The 18,215-nt window shown below is 45.0% G+C and carries 12 protein-coding genes; 1 reads left to right on the top strand and 11 read right to left on the bottom strand.

Going from position 1 to position 18,215, the window contains the following annotated elements; translation table 11 throughout:
* Nucleotides 1–261 precede the first annotated feature (261 nt).
* From RIE73_RS33520 to RIE73_RS33500, 5 genes are all read right to left on the bottom strand, one after another.
* Nucleotides 262–2,127 carry a CHAT domain-containing tetratricopeptide repeat protein gene (locus RIE73_RS33520; RefSeq protein ID WP_446405284.1) on the bottom strand — a complete coding sequence of 622 codons (1,866 nt, stop codon included), beginning with the start codon at nt 2,125–2,127 and terminating at the stop codon, nt 262–264.
* Between the two features lie 164 nt (nt 2,128–2,291).
* Nucleotides 2,292–3,245, bottom strand: coding sequence for a DUF1822 family protein (locus RIE73_RS33515; RefSeq protein ID WP_446405283.1), 954 nt, complete (start codon nt 3,243–3,245; stop codon nt 2,292–2,294).
* A 138-nt stretch (nt 3,246–3,383) separates the two neighbouring features.
* On the bottom strand, nt 3,384–4,181 hold the full coding sequence (locus RIE73_RS33510) for a sigma-70 family RNA polymerase sigma factor (RefSeq protein WP_446405282.1): 798 nt from the start codon (nt 4,179–4,181) through the stop codon (nt 3,384–3,386).
* A 236-nt stretch (nt 4,182–4,417) separates the two neighbouring features.
* Complete coding sequence (locus tag RIE73_RS33505; protein WP_446405281.1) at nt 4,418–4,639, bottom strand: type II toxin-antitoxin system HicB family antitoxin; 222 nt, start codon at nt 4,637–4,639, stop codon at nt 4,418–4,420.
* Nucleotides 4,640–5,121: 482 nt separating this feature from the next.
* Nucleotides 5,122–9,225, bottom strand: a complete 4,104-nt coding sequence (locus RIE73_RS33500) for a CHAT domain-containing protein (RefSeq protein ID WP_446405280.1) — start codon at nt 9,223–9,225, stop codon at nt 5,122–5,124.
* Nucleotides 9,226–10,021: 796 nt separating this feature from the next.
* Here RIE73_RS33500 and RIE73_RS33495 point away from each other — a divergent pair.
* A complete protein-coding gene (locus RIE73_RS33495; protein WP_446405279.1) occupies nt 10,022–10,288 on the top strand; it encodes a hypothetical protein in 267 nt (88 codons plus the stop codon).
* 174 nt (nt 10,289–10,462) lie between these two features.
* On the opposite strand, the gene RIE73_RS33490 is transcribed toward RIE73_RS33495, so the two are convergent.
* From RIE73_RS33490 to RIE73_RS33465, 6 genes are all read right to left on the bottom strand, one after another.
* Nucleotides 10,463–12,136, bottom strand: coding sequence for a PP2C family protein-serine/threonine phosphatase (locus RIE73_RS33490; RefSeq protein WP_446405278.1), 1,674 nt, complete (start codon nt 12,134–12,136; stop codon nt 10,463–10,465).
* A 368-nt stretch (nt 12,137–12,504) separates the two neighbouring features.
* On the bottom strand, nt 12,505–12,930 hold the full coding sequence (locus RIE73_RS33485; RefSeq protein ID WP_446405277.1) for an ATP-binding protein: 426 nt from the start codon (nt 12,928–12,930) through the stop codon (nt 12,505–12,507).
* A 218-nt stretch (nt 12,931–13,148) separates the two neighbouring features.
* Nucleotides 13,149–13,487, bottom strand: a complete 339-nt coding sequence (locus RIE73_RS33480; RefSeq protein WP_446405276.1) for an anti-sigma factor antagonist — start codon at nt 13,485–13,487, stop codon at nt 13,149–13,151.
* Nucleotides 13,488–13,517: 30 nt separating this feature from the next.
* Nucleotides 13,518–15,638, bottom strand: a complete 2,121-nt coding sequence (gene glgX / locus RIE73_RS33475; protein ID WP_446405275.1) for a glycogen debranching protein GlgX — start codon at nt 15,636–15,638, stop codon at nt 13,518–13,520.
* 176 nt (nt 15,639–15,814) lie between these two features.
* Nucleotides 15,815–16,150: an anti-sigma factor antagonist gene (locus RIE73_RS33470; RefSeq protein WP_446405274.1), complete on the bottom strand. Its 336-nt coding sequence runs from the start codon at nt 16,148–16,150 to the stop codon at nt 15,815–15,817.
* Between the two features lie 167 nt (nt 16,151–16,317).
* On the bottom strand, nt 16,318–18,138 hold the full coding sequence (locus RIE73_RS33465) for an AGE family epimerase/isomerase (protein ID WP_446405273.1): 1,821 nt from the start codon (nt 18,136–18,138) through the stop codon (nt 16,318–16,320).
* Nucleotides 18,139–18,215: the final 77 nt, after the last annotated feature.

The raw sequence follows: 18,215 nt of genomic DNA, 5'->3' as shown, positions 1-18,215 counted from the left end.
ACCAATTGTAGGGTGCGTTAGCGCAGCGTAACGCACCGTTTACACTGTTTTATATGAATTAAATAGGTAAAAAAATAAACTTTTATCATCAATCCTCCAAATCTTGTAAACGTTGTTTCGCTTCACCAATACATTTATCTAATCAATTATCGCCAATTGTTACCAATTGTTACCAATCGTAGGGTGCGTTAGCGCAGCGTAACGCACCGTTTACACCATTTTATCTGAATTACAATAGGTATAAAAAATAAACTTTCATCATCAATCCTCCAAATCTTGTAAACGTTGTTTTGCTTCACCAATACATTCATCGAGTTCAGGTCTGTAATACTTTGATTTAGCATAGTGTAGCGTATTTTTCCAAGCGTCCTCGGCTGCTTTTGGTCTTTCGGTTGCTTCTAAAACTTGCGCTAGAAGACAGTGAGCATGAGGACTATCAACCTCTAGCTGAATTGCCTGTTTTAGGTCATCTTCTGCTTCGCTTAATCGACCTTCTGTGAATCGAATTAACCCCCGATTTTTGAAACAGGCAGCTTTTACCGCGTCATACTCCGTTAAAGTTAAACATTGCCAGACATGACTAAGACTGGCTTCCGGAAAATTGCCGCGAATTTGTCCCAAGGCTAATTGAGCATGGGCTTCAGCTAATCCGCGCAGGGCGGCTTTTTCGTAGGCTTTCATAGCACAATTTGTATCCTTCAGATTTTTCTCACACAGCCAAGCCAGGTTGTAGTGAGGGTGGGGATAATTGATGTCAAGTAAGGTAGCGAATCGATAGTAAAATTGGGCTTTTAATAGCTGTCCTTGATTATAATTTTTCACTCCCAGTTTGTTGAACCAAGGGGCTATCCGGAAACCCAGAAAAAAGTAGCTAATAAGACCTCCAAATAATAGGATTAGGGTTAACTTAGAGAAATGATTGAAACGGGTAACAAACCCCCTGTTTTTCGGGATTGGGTCAAGACTGGGATAATCTAAACTAAGATTAAGATTACTAATCCCGCCCAATTCCTGCCAACTCGTGGGAACCGTGATTAAATTCTGACAGATTAGGGGTAACCAACTAGCACAGGGAAAGTCAGTTTCCATTCCCTGTAATCGTTCTCGTGCGCTTCGTACTGCTTGATGGAATGATTGACCCCCGGCAAATTCAGTGAGAAAATAGGTTAAAAAAGCTTGGGCAACTTTATCGGGAATTAATTCCCGCATGACAATCATTTGGGGGATATTCAAGTCGTCTAATTGTTGGGCAAGTCCCAAGCCATCACAGGAGTTGAATATTGCCAATTTTAACCCCCGTTTTACGGCTTTTTTTAGGGCGCACCAGAGTTCGTTAACGGTTAGGTAATCAGTGGGATTGATATAGATGCGTCCGGTATCATTGATGGTCTCACTATGTCCAGCAAAAAAGATAATATCCCAAGATTGTTCCCATAACTGGTCGTTTATGTCTTGGTGCGTCTTTTCGACGAGGAATGTGGTTTCAGTATTGGGTAAATTTTCCAAGATTTTTCGGTCTTTGTCAACATCGATACCTTGGCTATGACCTAAAATAGCGAGAATTCTGATTTTGGCGGATTGGGGTGTTTTTGGGGATATTCCAGTGGGTTGAGATTGCAGGGGAATGCGGGCGGGTTCAGCTTGGGAATAATGGTGAAAAAAGTCCCATTCTTGCCAGGGAAGTTTGAGTAATTGGGGATCTTCGGTGCGAATTAGGAATTGAATTGAATCATCGGGATTTAAATTTTCTCGCAATTGTTTGTCTAGGGAATGAAAGGAGTCTGAATCCAGCCATGCTTTCATGCGATCGCATAATTCTTGAGCGGAGGTTTTACAGTGGTGAATTCGCTGTTTTAGGGTTCCCTCATACTCAACTTCTACGACTTCTAGTTTTCGGGTTCGTGCTGGTTCACCCAAGGGACGATAGAGTTCTAGCCAATGGTGGTGTAAGTGGGCGGCTAATTCGGGATTGGGGGGTAATGCATTGGTTTTATCCAGGTCAAGTAAGGTGTGAATCGTTGGCTGATTTTCGGCGGGGGAGTCACTTTTTTCCTGAATTATCAGATGGACAGAGAATCCTTGGGTTTCTAAGTTGCCAACGGGTCTAAAAATGACGAGTTTAGTCATGGTATATCTGGGTTTAATAGATACCCTGGAAGGGGGAACAGTCTATTAATTCGGTTGGGTTTCGACTTCGCAAGGACTCAACTACAGAACGTTAACTTTGTTGGGTCTCGTTCCTCGACCCAACCTACAAATTGCGCCCGATTTAACGATTGAATCCTGTTTGATTAGACGACAAATGCTTCGGTCATATTAACATCACCTAACGCTAATTTGATACTGAACTGATCACCGGGATCGGCTTTAAAACGCCAGCGAATATGTTCGGTGGTTCGGGTTTCCGTTTGAATCACCGCTTTTCCCTCTTCATCGAGTAGGATGACTTGAAGTTCTTGGGGAAGATAGACTTGACCTCCTGTGGGATAGACTTCAACAGAGATACCCATTTGGGGTGAATGGGTTGGTTTTAAGCCAATACATAACGCTACTGAGTCACTGTCTTTTTTAAAGTCCATACGTTTGCCGCGTTTCACGCCATTAGTTGATGGTTCAGAATGAGTTCTGAAGCTAAAAGCGGGTTCTTGGGGTAACTCAAGCAGTGCTTCTAGTTTCTCCCAACCAACGGCAAAAACATTATCTAACCATTGACTCAACTGTACGGGTTCTGGAACAGTTTGCGCCTCTTGGAGGTGCTGTAAATGTGTGAGTAAATCTTTGAGCGATCGCAACTGACTTAAGGGGAGTTCTTCGCTGTCTACGCTGTCAGTAAATCCCAGGATTGTGGCTTGCTGGTGTTGGGTATCAATGTGTACAATAACGTAACCAATCCGATCCTCGTGAACTTCTGGGGGAATGATACAAGCAGGTGTATCAGTCAAGGAGTCTGGAGAACGCAGGGGGCGACATTCTAACCGCCCAATTCCGGTTACGTCTAAGTCGGCGACATCAAAGAATAAACGCATGGCGGGATTCCAACTATCGCCAGCATTTAAATTAGTGGGGATATCCAGGATGCGTAGATAGTTATTGACAGCACAAACGGCTAGAGTATTCAGATAAACTTGTTCATACTGTTGCGGATGCGGCTGCTGTTGGGCAAAGGCTGCCGCAATCTGGAGGGAGTCCTGGGTAATCGGCATCGGAATGGATAAATCGTCGGTAATTTCAGTGGAGTTAATCATAGTTAAGTAGGTGGATACAATTAAAGTTAACGGTTGAGATTAGGGAACAGGGAACAGGGAACAGGGAACAGGGAACAGTAAGGGTTTGAGTGCGGTTTATAAAAATTAATAGAGTGCCGTTTTCTTTTGTTCGACTACTTATTTCTTAGGTTTACGGATATCGTTTTCGTCTATATATCCTTGGGCAATCATAAATTGTTCGAGTAGCGGTTTACATCGACGGCTATAAAATTTGGGTAAGTCTTTGGCTTCGGCGGGGGTGAGGTTAAATTCAGCAGCGATAATTTTCCAGGGTGTCTTCTTGGGTGATAAGTTATGTCGGAGTAATAAAACTTGGGCATTAATCTGGGGACGATTTCTAAAGCAAGTGTGGCGTAATATCTGATCGGGATCATGGCGAACCCAGGCTTCGGTTTTTTCCCACATTTCTAGAAATCGCGGATTATGATCTGGGGGAGAGGGTTTAGTGTCAATGGGGTCGAGAACTTGCCCTTCTTCGGTTTCAATTCGCAAGTAACTGGCGGGGATGTCTCGTCGGCGGCGATTGCCATCTCGGAAGCGCCTGAGTCGCTTTTTTAGTTCATCATCTAGCCAGGTTGTCACGTTTTTTAGAGTGGGATCATAGTCTTCGGGATGTTGGCAACAATATTCCCACATTTGCTGGAGTGCATCTTTATAGTAAGGTTGATCCTGGCGATATCCTTTCCAAAGTTTTCCAGAATTCATCACGAGTTTATATACATTATTCATGGTTTGCCGACGTTGCCAACTTCCAGGGGGATCAGTGCAGGCGGTGGCGATAAGGTGGCGGAGTTGTTCATTGCGATCGTCCATGATTGGATCGGTTGAATGGGTGTGAGTTGCATGGGTTATGGTTGATGGGGGTTGTTCCTTGGGATGATTGCCAAGGTTTGGGGTTAAGTCATCGCGATGCATAGCCCTAGTTATTTTAGCGGGGATATATCCTTTTCTATTACGTTACACGGGTGATATTGAGGTTTTTCGCAGGGTTAACTAAATTTAAGCTCAAGCGTTAACCCGCCTTCGGTTAAAACCCAAGGAACCAAAAGCTCAAGACTACCAAAGAATTTTAGTCCACTTTAGTGGACTTGAGCTATTAGCCCGGAGTTTGAACTCCGGGCTCCGGGCGGTTTATCGGGCTGACTATTAAATTAAGAAGCAATTTGATAGATAGCAGGTCTATATTTTGGTGTGGGAATTGGCTTTCCTTCTGCTTTTGCCGTTTTTAGCCAAGCGGCTTTAGCTTGCAAAATTTCCTGGACGGCTTCCTCAATGGTTTCACCAAATGCTGAACAATATTTCAGATCGGGAATGTCTGCAATGTAGCCTTCGTCTTCTTCGCTATAGAAGATATTGATATGATAATCTTTCATAGATTGTCCTCGTCTAGATTACTTTCAAGTGTAAGGGCGTGTTCTTCAATCAAGAACCTCTATCTGTAGTGGCGTGACACAGCTAAAATTGTGGAAAAGATTTGACCGTTAAATTGGGCGCACGTCTGTGTGGGAAAAGGGCGCACGTCTGTGCGAGAAAAGGGCGCACGTCTGTGCGAGAAAAGGGCGCACGTCTGTGCGAGAAAAGGGCGCACGTCTGTGCGAGAAAAGGGCGCACGTCTGTGCGAGAAAAGGGCGCACGTCTGTGCGCCCCTACAATTCTAATCCACCAATTAAGGTGTGCCACGACAGTAGGCAGTAGGGTGCGTTAGCGTTCGCGCAGCGTTCCCGTTCGCGAAGCGTTCCCGAAGGGTAGGGTAGCGTAACGCACCATTAGAAGCGTAACTAGGCAAAAAAAACAGAAGAGTGAAAAATTCCATTAAATGCATCCTTTTCATTTGAAATACTCCTTAGCGCAAAGATTACCAAGGGCTACCAATTACAGTAAAAGCTGCCCAGTAAGCTGGATGGGATACGTTTTCATCACGTAACATAGCCAGTTGCGCCTGTCGCAATGCTTCAGCTTTTATAGATGATGCACTCAACTGCTGATAAAAATTGGTCATCAGCTTAAATGTTGCGCCATCATTGGCTCGCCAGAGACTAGCGACAGCAGATTTCACCCCAGCTTTTACCGCTAATCCAGCAAACCCCATCTCGGCATCTTTATCTCCCAATGCAGTTTGACAAGCACTTAAAACTAACAGATTTACCTTGGGTTGATCAGACCATTTAAAACGGGTTAACTCATCTAATTGTAGTTTTTCATCCCAAAGTTGAATATAAGAGTTGTGCGCTTTTCCCGGTTTGAATTTAGCATGGGTGGCTAGATGAATAATTTGAAACGGTTGCTGGCGTTGTGCCTTTAAATTTTTCATCGTTACATCTTGGTCAAAGAAGGTTCTCCCTGATGCCAAGGTTTGGGCAATGGTTGAGATTTCTTCCGGTACACTGGGTAAGGGTTTTTGTCCGGATGGAAATTGGGATATTCCCATCGCAACCAGTTGTTTATTGGTAATATCTTCATAGCGGACATCTGCAAGGGTAAAGGATGGGATTAGGCTAAACCGATACTTTTCTACTAAAAACTGTTGTCCATCATGCAAAGCTGCCAGTGGGATAGAACGCAAACCTGACTCTAATGAAAACAACAATGTGTCTATATTTTGAGATTTTAGGTCAGCTTCTAAGGGTCTAATCAGTAAATCATATAGTTTTTGAGCGTCAGCTTTATAGATTTTAGTCTGTGATTCTTGTACAGCATGGATAAAGTTGTTAACTAGATTGAGTAAAGCTTGATTACCAACTTCTATATTCCTTGTCTCAACAGGGTTATCATCAGGAGAAATCAGCATGAGTTCTAACTGATTATCTGATGTGGCAACATAGATAACAGCCGATCTTATCCCGGTTTGGCGTTCAACTTCACGCAGTATTTCTTGAATCTGTGCAGACGACATAAGTTGTTTGGGAAACTTTTCGCCAAAATAATCTTCAAAGTCTTTTAGTCTTGATTTCTCAATGTCCAGTATTTTGTCATTTTTATCCATGTCAATGATTGTTGTATCTAAATTTCCCTGATTTTCTAGCTCATCAGGTATCATCTGTCGGATTTGTTCCATGGAGTAAAACGGCAATAAGTCGGAAATTGTTTGAGTTAAGCTTCTGTTAAAATAAATATCATTGGTTGGTATACTATCATCTCCTGTAACTAAGTCTGGCTGAGGCGTTCTAGAGAGATTGGCGTGGGAATTTGAACGGGTAATAGAACTAGAATCAGACGAGGTAACTATTTGCATTGGTTTTTGACTATAAGAGTCAACAAAGGATTGAGTCGGTGAAATGATTGGTTCAGGTGCTACATTTCCAGTCGTAATAGCTTGAGCGGTTCCATTAGTTGCTGAATCACCAAAAGAAGAGGATCTCAAGGAATGCTCTTGGCCACTTGAACGGCTTATAAAACTAGACTCAGACGACGTAATTATTTTAATCCGGTCTTGACTGTAAGAGTCCGAAAAAGATTGAATCGGTGAAATGGTTTGTTCAGGTGCTACATTTCCAGTCGTGATAGCTTGAGCGGTTCCATTAGTTGCTGAATCACCAATAATAAAGGGGGTAGTACCATTGCCTCTATGCTGAATCCTGATTAAGCCGCTTCCAGTTTTTCCCGTGGTAGAGATGCTAGCGGTAACACCATTCTGATCGGTAAAAAAGCCAGACGACTGGAAGAAACTATCAGTTTGAATATCAATATTGCCGCCTGTATTGCTAACGCTTTGAGTATTAATTGAGTCAACTTGAATGTCACGCCCTGCAGCAAGAGTAATATTTCCCCCCTGACCATAACCAGCAGCTTCAGAATTAATTTCTCCTGTCGTAATACTTCCATCAGCTATCAGGGTGACATTACCTCCATTGAGTCCGAATAAAGAATTAGAAGGTCGCAATTTTAGACTTGATAATGGAATTCCATTTTCAGGTATTAATGTAATATCACCCCCGTCATTAATGACTTCGACGCTGCAAGATTCAATATTAATACAAGCTAGTGAAATAATCTCTATTTCTCTTAAATTTTTAAATATAATATCACCCCCGTCATTCAGGACTCGGATGCTACGAGTGTAAACATCAACGTCACGAAATTGAAACAAAGGAAGGTTTGTTTTTGTATCTGTATAGATGTTTCCAGCCGTAATATCACCTCGACCGCTTTTCAGACTTATATCTCCCCCATAGTTGTCGATATTTCCCAAGGTTAGACTGACTCCTGAAATTGTCAGAGAACGACCATTACTAATTATCGTGTCATCTGGATTCATATAAAAAGTTCCAGTTCCATTATTATCGGCATCGGCAGTAAATGTGATTGACCCAGTGTCGTCAGAAAAATAGAGCGGTGAGGTTAGAGGATTAATTGTAATATTATTTGTTGCCTCTAGAACAATAGTCTTATCGGCTGCTAACTGTGCCAATTCCGTTTTATCAATAACAAAAGGAGAACCCGGTTCAGCTTGAAATAAATCCGGTAACGTGTCATCATCTGTCGCCGTTCCTGAACTATCCATTTCACTATTGGTTGAATTAAATAACAACGTCCCCGAATCATCCCGAATTTCAATATTGGTTGAATCAAGTAATAACGTCCCCAAACCGCCATTCGCCGCAGTCAAATCCACCGTTCCCTGAACCATCAAATTCTGCTTTCCCGACACCTCAACCAACCCACCATTCCCCGACGCCATCCCGCCACGGGCGCTAATATTTCCCCAAAAACGAGTGGTATCATCCGCCCAAACAATTACCGTTCCCCCATCACCCGCATCCAGCGCATCCGCATTAATCTCGGCATCCTTCCCCACCACCGTTAACCCTGCATTCGGAACCGTACCCGCGCCCCGATAATCACCGCCAATCAGTACCGTACCGCCACCATTAGCGCCAGAAGCATTAATCTGGGCATTATCCACCACCCCAACCACATCCCCCAAAACCCTGACTATTCCCGCCTGACTGTCTGGCGTCGAAACATCCAGCATCCCAGAATTCACAGTGGTTCCTGACTCGGTGGGAATCAACGTACCCGTCGCCGTTTGCACCCGGTTATCCGGATTCACCGTTAACCCCACATCCACCCCACTCCCGGTGAGCAATTCTGGGAGCGATCGCGCCATAATGGTTAAGGGGTTTCCCTGATTATCTGTGGGCGCTTCTATCTCCAAACTCAGAAGTTGTCCCGCTTGACTCAGACGCACCCGACTGGTTCCCGGTACGGCGGTTAGGGTAATCGTTCCCCCTGGCGCTTGCACTGTCCCTGTATTAATAACCGTTGTGCCAATTAGAGAAAGAGTTTGTCCCGGTTGCAGCGCCAAATCCGCCCCATTAATAATCGCACCCGTAGCGCTATCAAATTGAAAGGCATTGGGTGTACCCACTAAACGGGTATAGTCATTCGTCCCAAAAGCATTAAACCATCCCCCATCCACACCAATACCCGTAGCCGTTGTTGCTGTAAACGCGGCGGGGAGGTTTAAACTCGCATCGGGACCAAAAATAATCCCGGCTGGATTCATTAAATATAAGTTGGAGTTACCGCCAATTACCTGGATTAACCCATTAATCAGCGAGGGATTCCCCCCACTTATCCGCCCTAAAATATTCTGAATCTGGGGAGTTGACCAGAAATTAGCCGTTTGACCGGAATTAAGTCCAAATTGTTCAAAATCGTGGAATAAATTACCCCCATCTTCAGAGAAACTTCCCCCCTGAATATCAAATTGATTCCCATTGGGTGTAACAATTGTATTTGTCCCATCTGCTGCGGGAACAATCGGTTGGGCTTGTACAGGGCTACTATTAATTAAGACACAGAGGCTGAGAATATAGCCACAGGCATTTAGGTAAGGTGAGACGACAGGGCTTCTGACGGAATCATCGGCGCGAATCTTTTGGTAAACACTAATCACCGATGACGCCACGGATGTGATGAGTTGGCGGTAAAACAGATTCCATCCCTGATTTGACATACTGTTCTCCTGTGGACATGGTTAAGCCGCTATTGGTTTTGATACTAAATCCGGGTTAGCTACCCCCCTCTCTAAAGTCCGCGAAGGCGGACTTTGTTTGTGTAGCCGCGATTTCAATCGCCATGGCAAAAGGGGTTCCTGTCATCGGATTTGGTATGATTCCAATTCCCCAGAGGAATGGCTTGGGGGTATGGATACTCCTATGGGGTTACACGGCTGAAACAGAAAGTTTTCGCAGATTTTGGGCAAAAAATTTTTTTTGGCGATTTCTGTGCGAAATTGGGCGCGATGGAGGTAGTAACGAATAGAGGGGATCAGGGAAAACGTAGTCAGGGCGGGTTTAGTTATAGCAGTCGCCAAGGCGATTAGGACACAGCAAAATGCTGAAACCTTGACCAGTCAATCTTTTCCCTTCTGCCTTCTGCCCTCTGCCCTCTGCCTTTTGCTATAAATCTGGGTCAACCCAAAACGTTAATGGTAAAACCCGCCCCTACAGAAACAAATCCCTTCCCGTTAGGTTGAACCGCAACTGGGTATCTGGAACCATCAAGGGTTTCCTCTATGTAGTGGCGTGGCACAGCTAAAATAGGGTTTTGTTTGTAGTAAACACGAAGAGTGCTATAACGCTTAGCTGGAGAGGGCTGAAGCCCTCACTACGAACCAATTCTAATCCACAATTTTAGCTGTGTCAGTCCAGTAGCTGCGGTTTCTAACCGACGGACGATCTGATCAAAAAAAGCTCTAACCCTAGCATACCACCTGAGTTAGAGCCACATACAAATCACCTCTAATTATCATGCACAATACCATCATTGCTCAAACCTCTCCCGGTTTGGCAAATCGCCAATCCCGGCTGATGCATCCAGATGAACCAATGTTAGACGCTTCCCAATTCCCAACTCTATCAGAATTCAACAGTCTCCTTCCAGGATTTAACCTATCGCTACAAACCCAAGAACCCTTAAGCCAAAGGGTTCACTCCTTAACGCCTTTACCCTTATCCTCCTCTCCATCCCCCTTACCCATTGAAGAACTCTTATCAGCGTTTTCGGCAGCAAGATGAATTAGAATGGGAGACCCGAAACCGTAGGGGCGCAAAGACTTGCGCCCGATTCAATGGTCAAATCTAATCCACCATTTTAGCTGTGCCACGCCAGTTTGTGTGGTTCCGCGATTTCAATCGCCATGGCAAAAGGAGATTCCTGTCATCGGATTTGGTATTAGTCAGGGGAGTACATCAAAGGGGCAATCGCCGCGCAGCCAGCAGGGTAATATCGTCAAATTGATCCGCTTCTCCGGTATGATGTATTACACTTGTGGTAATTTTATCCAGCAACGTTGTGGCAGAAGTCGCCGTTGTTTCCACCATCGACAGCAATCGTTCCATGGTGAAGAATTTGCCGTCGCTGGCGCGGGCTTCGGGAACGCCGTCTGTATACCCTAACAGTATCTCACCCGGTTGAATATACGTCTGAGCAATCTTGAATGTTAGGTCAGGTAACATCCCTACCGCCGGTCCAGTGGATTTAAGCTGTTCTCTCACCCCACCTTCTGGGTTGAGCATAAATAGCGGTTCATGTCCACCATTAATATAGGTGAGTAACCCCGTGTCTGGACACAACAACCCAAAAAAGACTGTGGCAAACATACCCATATCCCCGTGATATTCAGCGACGTAGTTATTCGTCAGGGAAATCGCTTGCAAAGCATTGAGGTGGGCTAAGTTGGTTACAGGTGACTCGCCAATCCAGCCCCCGGATATCGGTTGATGTTCGTCCAGAATCGCTGATGCAGAACCGTGCAGTTGGGTTTGAGCCGAGAAGATGCGGATTAAACTGCGAAAGAGTGCCATAAACAGGGCGGCGCCGACTCCCTTATCGCAAACATCGGCAATCACTAAGCCCACATACCCACCCGGAAGCTCAAATGTGTCATAGAAGTCCCCCGCCACTTGACGGGCGGGTTTGAAGAATGCGGCGATTTCCCAACCGCTACTTTGATACACTTGAGTCGGTAAAAAGTTTTTCTGAATCTCTCGACCTTTTTCTAATTCGTGGTCAAGGGCTTGGGAATAGGCTTCAACCTTGTTCAAACTCTCTTGCAATGCGGCTTCGGCTTGTTTACGGGCGTTCACGGCTTCAGAGATTTGGTCGAACATTTGCTCAAAAGCACCAATTACCTCTCCTAATTCATCGTCGCGATTCATGGATGCTGAGTAAAAGTCCGGTGGTTCTTTGTCTTGACTAATCGCTTCCCCCGCCCCAATTAAATCTCGTCGGAGTCGGAGAATGGGAGTGATGACCAGGGGTTCGAGGGCAATCCAAAGGGTGAGGGTGATGAAAACGGCGATGATGACGACTAAACCCGCAATCCGCAGAATGTAGGCATAGAGTTCACCTTTGATGGATGAGCTATCATGTCGCAGAATTAGGGTATAGTTGCCTACCTGATTTTCTAGCATCCAAGCAATAGAGAGGTCATCGACTCTCCAGGCGACATCATATCGGGAATCCTGTTTACGTTCTCGCTGGTTAGCATTAATCTTAGCCATGGGGAGATTGGGCGTTTCCCCAAATTCTCCCACCATTTTTCCCTCAGGATTGTAAATCGCGCCGCCTAAAATGTCTGGGTTAAGTTGCTGGAGTTCGGTGAATCTTGTTAGGAATGTTTCATCGGCAGCTTCGGCGGGTTGCTCTTGTTGGATCTCTCTAATCAGCCAAATTATTTTTCCTGATGATATGTCTTTGATTTGGGATAGCAATTCTCGTTCGCGTCTTTTAACGGAAGGAATGATAACAAGTCCTTCGATAATCAAAAAGCTGATGAATAGTAAAAATACGATTCGTCTAGATAACCGAGATTTCCAGCGCTCAGTGATAAAATTTAATACGTCTTTAGGGTGAGTAGACATAGGTTGATTGGTTCAATTAAATATATAAGGAGTAAGGACTGATAAATAATAGTAAAGCTAGGGGTATCGAACTTATGTTTTTTAACGCTCTAGGTAGCAGAGGTCTACGCAGAGGGACGCAGAGGGATGTAAATGATTTGGGGGAAAAGTTGATAGAATTGGGAAGTATAAGTAGGTGGACACAATTAAAGTTAACGGTTGAAAACAGGGAACAGGGAACAGGGAACGGGGAACAGTAAGGGTTTGAGGGCGATTTACAAAAATTCACACAGCACCGTTTTCTTTGTTTTCTTTTGTCCGACTACTTATCAGTTATCAGTGAACGGTTATCAGTTATAGCAGTTCGCTCTCGTGTAGTTATCACCTATTTAACAACTATGGGTTTGTCGATTCACGACAAAGATATTGCGATTGCGGTCTCTTAAGCGTTCATAGATAAATTTATCAACGCTCTGAATCGCTAAATAGACGCCGAGTCCACCAATTTGTCGTTGTTCTAAAGGCTTGTCTAAATCATCCGGACTGTCTTGCTGGCTGGGGTTATAGGGGACACCTGTATCCTCAATGGAGATGGTTAAAGTTTGCTCGTTGAGTTGAACTTGGCAAATTAATTCTCCCTCTAACCCGACTTCCTCATAGCCATGAATAATGATATTTGTGGCAATTTCGTCCACGGCTAATCGCAGGTTATAGGAGGCTTTTTTATCTAGATTGGCGGCTTGGGCGGCTTGGATCACATATTGAGCGATCGCGCCTAATGAATCTAGGGTTCCTGATACGGTTAAAGATTCCATGGTTAGTCATTTGTCATTGGTCAAAACACTGATTTCACGGATTTATTGGGAAGATAGGGGTAGGAAGGTGAGAGCTTATTGACACTGATGACACAGAGAATTTAGTTCTCTCATCAAGATAGGATGATTGGGAGTTTAAGCGTCATTTGTCATTTGTCATTAGACGAAAAAGCTGACACCATAAACCTTACAGCTTTCTGCCCTGGAGCCTTTTTGTACTAGACTGTTTCTATCTGGGCGGCGTCATATTCATTGAGGATAATTACACTATGGTGAAAGCCTGTTTTTTCAATCGTGTCCATTACCATTTCCTGAGCACCGATGACGTAAATATCCACCTGATTTCCCATCTTTTGCTTGGCGAATATGAGAACTCTTAATCCCGCACTTGCCATATACTCCAAGTCTTGCATAAGCAACACGAGACGTTTGGCATTTTGGCTGGCGGCTTCCTCTATTTTTTCTTTGAATACAGGTGCTGTCTTAGCATCGAGTTCTCCAGATAGGGTGATTTTGGCGATATTGTTGGTTGTTTCTAGGGTGACGTTGAAAGCCATAGTTTTTGTTGATTGTTGATTGTTGATTGTTTACTTACCGACTAAAATGACAACAGAGCGATCGCTGAGTAGCAATCCCGACTGATTGTCTAGCAGGGGTTCGGTTCCGGGTTCCCAGCTATCTTCGGGGGGAGTACAGCCGGTGTTGGCAAAGACGTGCCACTGCATCCCTGGGTGCAAGCCGGGAAGTTCAAACCAATGTGCCTCCCAGTGCATATTCATTGCCACATAGATATAGTTGTCCTCAACCGTTCCCTCCTTCGCGTGTTTGCCACAAAGCATAAAGGCGAGGGTTTGGCTGTAGGGAGACCAATCGGCATTCCAGGCTTGGGTACCATGCCAAGTAATATCGGCATAACCGCTACCTACATAGTCTCGATTCCAGAAATGCCTGCGGTTTCTCAGTACAGGGTGACCTTTGCGGAAGGCGATGCAGTGCTTGACAAATCGGAACAAATCTGTATTCCTGGCTAAGAGTTCCCAGTTCAGCCAGGTTAACGCTGAGTCATGGCAATAGGTATTGTTATTACCATTTTGAGAACGTCCCACCTCATCTCCCATCAGCAACATTGGGACTCCCTGACTCACCATCAGCATCGCGATCGCGTTTCGCATTTGCCGCCGCCGCAAAGCGTTGATGCCGGGGTCTTCTGTCCAACCTTCGGCACCACAGTTCCAACTTTCGTTATCGTTGGCACCATCATTATTGTTTTCACCGTTTGCCTGGTTGTGCTTCTGGTTATAAGACACTAAATCGGCTAGGGTGAAACCATCGTGGGCGGTGATAAAATTAATCGAGGTGGCGGGGGCGCGACCTGCCCAGGCGTAGAGATCGGGGGAACCTTGTAGCCGCTGCGCCATGTCCCCAACTGTGCCATCGCCTTTGAGGAATTTGCGGATACTGTCGCGATACTTACCATTCCACTCCGCCCATCTGCCATAGGCGGGGAAGGAACCCACCTGATACAACCCCCCCGCATCCCAGGCTTCGGCAATCAGTTTGCATCGGGCTAAGATGGGGTCAAATGCCAGAGTTTCCAGCAAGGGCGGATTCGGTAGCGGCGCACCCCAGGGGTCACGTCCCAGAATGGACGCCAAATCAAAGCGGAAGCCGTCAATATGGTATTCTGCTGCCCAGTAGCGCAGACAATCCAGTACCATCCCCCGAACAATGGGATTGTTGCAATTTAGGGTATTGCCGCAGCCACTAAAGTTGTAGTAATACCCCTCTGGGGTCAGCATATAGTAGGTTTTATTGTCAAGTCCCCGGAACGAAATATAGGGACCATTTTCATTCCCTTCGGCGGTATGGTTGAAGACTACATCTAGAATCACTTCAATGCCATTTTTATGCAGGTCTTTAACCAAGGCTTTAAACTCATCCACCTGCATACCTAATTTCCCAGTAGCAGCGTAACCCGCTTTCGGGGCAAAAAATCCGACGGTACTATACCCCCAGTAATTTAATAGCATTTCCCCGGTTTGGGGACTGATACGGGAATTTTCAAATTCATCAAATTCAAAAACAGGCATTAATTCAATTGCATTAACCCCCAATTCTTTGAGATAGGGAATTTTTTCCCGAATTCCGGCAAAGGTTCCCGGATGTTTCACCCCCGAAGACGGATGGCGGGTAAAGCTGCGAACATGCATCTCATAAATCACCTGATCCTCCGGCGAAATTTCCAGAGGACGGTCATCTTCCCAGTCAAAATCATCAAACGCCAGCCGCGCCCGATGGTGATAACAATCATTCCAATCTGGCGTCACACCCCAGATATCACGCCCACCAATAATTTTGGCATAAGGGTCCATAAGGATTTTATTTTTATCAAACCAGTGACCCTCCTGGAAATTATTAGCACCATCCATACGATAGCCGTATTCCAGGGTTTCGTAATCCAGGTTAAAGACGACCATACAATAGACATTGCCAATCCGGAATTCATCGGGAAAGGGAATCTCCGCCATGGGTTCTGGGGTGTGCTTTTTAAACAGGACTAATGTACAGGATGTGGCGTGACTGGAAAAGATAGAAAAGTTAACGCCTCCAGGGACTAACGTGGCACCAAAGGGAAAGGGTTTGCCCCGGCGGAGTTTGAAGTCGCCATAGGTATGAGTGGGATGGATATCAATGCGTTCAATTAACATAATTATTCGTTAGTGATGAGGGAATAGGGAATATCCAATCAGTTGGCAGCGGAATTATTTTTTCAACGCAGAGGGGCGGCGAGGGTTTCGGTTAAGTTTGTTGGTTGGGTTAAGGGACGTGAACAAAGCCTTATCAAAAAGTAACACAACGCATTTTTTTCTAGTGTTATACTCTTTTACTCTTGGAGTATCTTTAGTCCTGATTCCACGGTTTCACTCGTCTTAAAAAAGTCCAGGAATCCTGTCACCGACATGGTATCCTCAATTTCTTCTGAAAGTCCCACCAACACCAGCTTCCCATCTTTTGCCGTTGCTTGTCGGTATAACGTAAGTAGCATCCGTAAGCCAGCACTGGACATATAGGGAACATTACTGATATCCATAATAATCTTACTTCCTGGTTCAGCCAAAGGCAAAACCTTCTCAGTCACAATTGGCGCAGTTTTAGCATCAATGTCACCCGCCAGTTCCACCACAGTTATTTCTTCAATTGTTTTAGTCTTAATATCCATTTCCAATCAGGTTCTACCTAACACCTTCAATAACAAACGAACCACCCCCATCCTTCCCTTAATTCCTCCAACTCATAAAACCCTTGCCACAAAATCACAAATCCCCTCTCTTGACCTCTGCGCTTTCCCTCTGCGTGCCTCTGCGTTGAAAAAACATAAACAACAACCTAAACAGGAACAATCTGCACTTTCACCTTCACCTGTTCCTTCGTATCCGGTAACGTCACCGTCAATTTCTCCGCATCAAAATGGGTATAAAGTTCCCCATTAACTTCACAGTGACCAATCTTGATCCTCCCCGGCGGTAAAATATCCGGCGACACCCGCAAAATCCGATCCGGGAACCCTCCAGGTAACGGTTTAAAATAAAACTCCATCGGCTGCTTCGTAATCAACAAATTCGTATAAACTGCCGATAAATAACACAACTCCGTCGAATGATAACCACTCATAGAATGGGACCCTTTCCCCCGTTCATTACCACTAGCAAGATAGGGTAATCCATTCGCTAAAACATTGAAATAAACGCCACCATCTTCAGTATCCAAGAACCAAGCATTATAAAACGCCGCCGCTTCTCGTGCCAAACGATGATACTCCCGATTGTCAAGAACCCCAGCCAGGATAAAATACGCCAAAATAGACTGTTCTTGTTGCCACCAAGCTTTGCGATCGTGCCAAACGTAGCGATGGACGGTTTCGCCTTCACCTAAGAGACGCTCAACTACATCATACCAGCCTCCCCGTTGCTGGTCACTACCAACGGCTGGCATAATGTCAGCAATTTTAGTCGCAAGTTCCCGATATTCATCTTTCGGTTTCAGGGAATACATCCGCATTAGATTCCAGGCAATTTTCAGATTATGACCCACAACCGCGCGATTTTGCTGCCATCCCCAAGTGGTATCATGAGACCAATCTTCGTAGAACCGTTCCTGAACAAAAGGACTATGTTCGTAATCAGGAAAACGTTTGGCGATCGCGTCAAAGGTATACTCCAACATATCGGCATACTCTGGCTTTCCCGTTGCTAACCAGAGATTAATCAGATAAGCTGGGGCATGATCCCCCACAGAGTTCCAATTCTTTCTGCCTTGATTAGCGCCTAAAGACTCACTGCGGGGGTCTAACATTACGGGGTCAAGGTGGGAAAAATAGCCGCCATACTCACTTTTATCCAGGAAAAAGTCATTAAACAACTTAATCGTAAGTTCCGTGTCACTCATAATCCGGGGATCACCCGTAACCCGATAGGTTTGAATTGGTCCGGCTAAGGCATAAATCTGTTCATAAGCGGGAATCGCATCATAATCATCCCCAAATTCTGAAGCAAAGATTTTATGTTCCCGTTCTCCCTGCACATCAATCCCGTGATACCAATAAATAATCCCTTCATCTAAATCCACAAACCGCATGTGTTCGCGCAGGTATTCTGTGCCTTTTTCCGCCGCCTCTAAAAACTTATCGTCACCCGTCATCATAAAAGCCGTAGCAAAGCCATAGACTAAACGGGAAATCGTATCCGTTTCTTGGCGAAAATTCACCGTTGACCGCGCCCCGGATAAACTTAGTGTGGTGCGATAATTGCGGTAATTAATTTCCCCATCACCAAACTGGGCTTTTAGATAAAAATTTGCCAGGGAACGCACTTGATCAATCCACCAATTGGGTTTCTCGAAAATATAATCATTTTCATGACGACCGACAAACACAATTTGTTTGGCATCAAACTTAGGGCTATCGGGATAGAAAATTCCATAGGTAAACAGAAACCGACCCGGAACCAACATTGACCGGATTAGACCCGTAGCATCAGGATATCCTTCATCCAGATTTTGCACCAGTTTGGCATAACTCATCGGACTGAGAGTACAATGGAACTCTCGACCATCTGATGTTTTCAGTCCGAAACTATCATTATCTGCGTCGTAGTGGGTGACGTACCCAGCAATGAGATCGGAAAAGGCAAAATCTCTGGTGTTACCCATTATTGAATTCCCTTTAAGATTGTGTTTAAAACGGTGAAACGGCGCATTCTGTCGGGGCGGTTTGAGGAGAAAACGTT

The organism is Coleofasciculus sp. C1-SOL-03, from assembly GCF_040220555.1.
GTDB lineage: Bacteria > Cyanobacteriota > Cyanobacteriia > Cyanobacteriales > Coleofasciculaceae > Coleofasciculus.
Note: the sequence above shows the minus strand (reverse complement) of the source record. Positions and strands in the feature narration are given on the sequence as shown.

Excerpts from the sequence above, each read along its gene's own strand:
- RIE73_RS33510 (WP_446405282.1), bottom strand. The coding sequence starts at position 4,181 with ATGCATCGCGATGACTTAACCCCAAACCTTGGCAATCATCCCAAGGAA.
- RIE73_RS33470 (WP_446405274.1), bottom strand. The coding sequence starts at position 16,150 with ATGGATATTAAGACTAAAACAATTGAAGAAATAACTGTGGTGGAACTG.
- RIE73_RS33490 (WP_446405278.1), bottom strand. The coding sequence starts at position 12,136 with ATGTCTACTCACCCTAAAGACGTATTAAATTTTATCACTGAGCGCTGG.
- RIE73_RS33515 (WP_446405283.1), bottom strand. The coding sequence starts at position 3,245 with ATGATTAACTCCACTGAAATTACCGACGATTTATCCATTCCGATGCCG.
- RIE73_RS33495 (WP_446405279.1), top strand. The coding sequence starts at position 10,022 with ATGCACAATACCATCATTGCTCAAACCTCTCCCGGTTTGGCAAATCGC.
- RIE73_RS33500 (WP_446405280.1), bottom strand. The coding sequence starts at position 9,225 with ATGTCAAATCAGGGATGGAATCTGTTTTACCGCCAACTCATCACATCC.
- RIE73_RS33485 (WP_446405277.1), bottom strand. The coding sequence starts at position 12,930 with ATGGAATCTTTAACCGTATCAGGAACCCTAGATTCATTAGGCGCGATC.
- RIE73_RS33520 (WP_446405284.1), bottom strand. The coding sequence starts at position 2,127 with ATGACTAAACTCGTCATTTTTAGACCCGTTGGCAACTTAGAAACCCAA.
- RIE73_RS33505 (WP_446405281.1), bottom strand. The coding sequence starts at position 4,639 with ATGAAAGATTATCATATCAATATCTTCTATAGCGAAGAAGACGAAGGC.
- RIE73_RS33480 (WP_446405276.1), bottom strand. The coding sequence starts at position 13,487 with ATGGCTTTCAACGTCACCCTAGAAACAACCAACAATATCGCCAAAATC.
- RIE73_RS33465 (WP_446405273.1), bottom strand. The coding sequence starts at position 18,138 with ATGGGTAACACCAGAGATTTTGCCTTTTCCGATCTCATTGCTGGGTAC.
- glgX (WP_446405275.1), bottom strand. The coding sequence starts at position 15,638 with ATGTTAATTGAACGCATTGATATCCATCCCACTCATACCTATGGCGAC.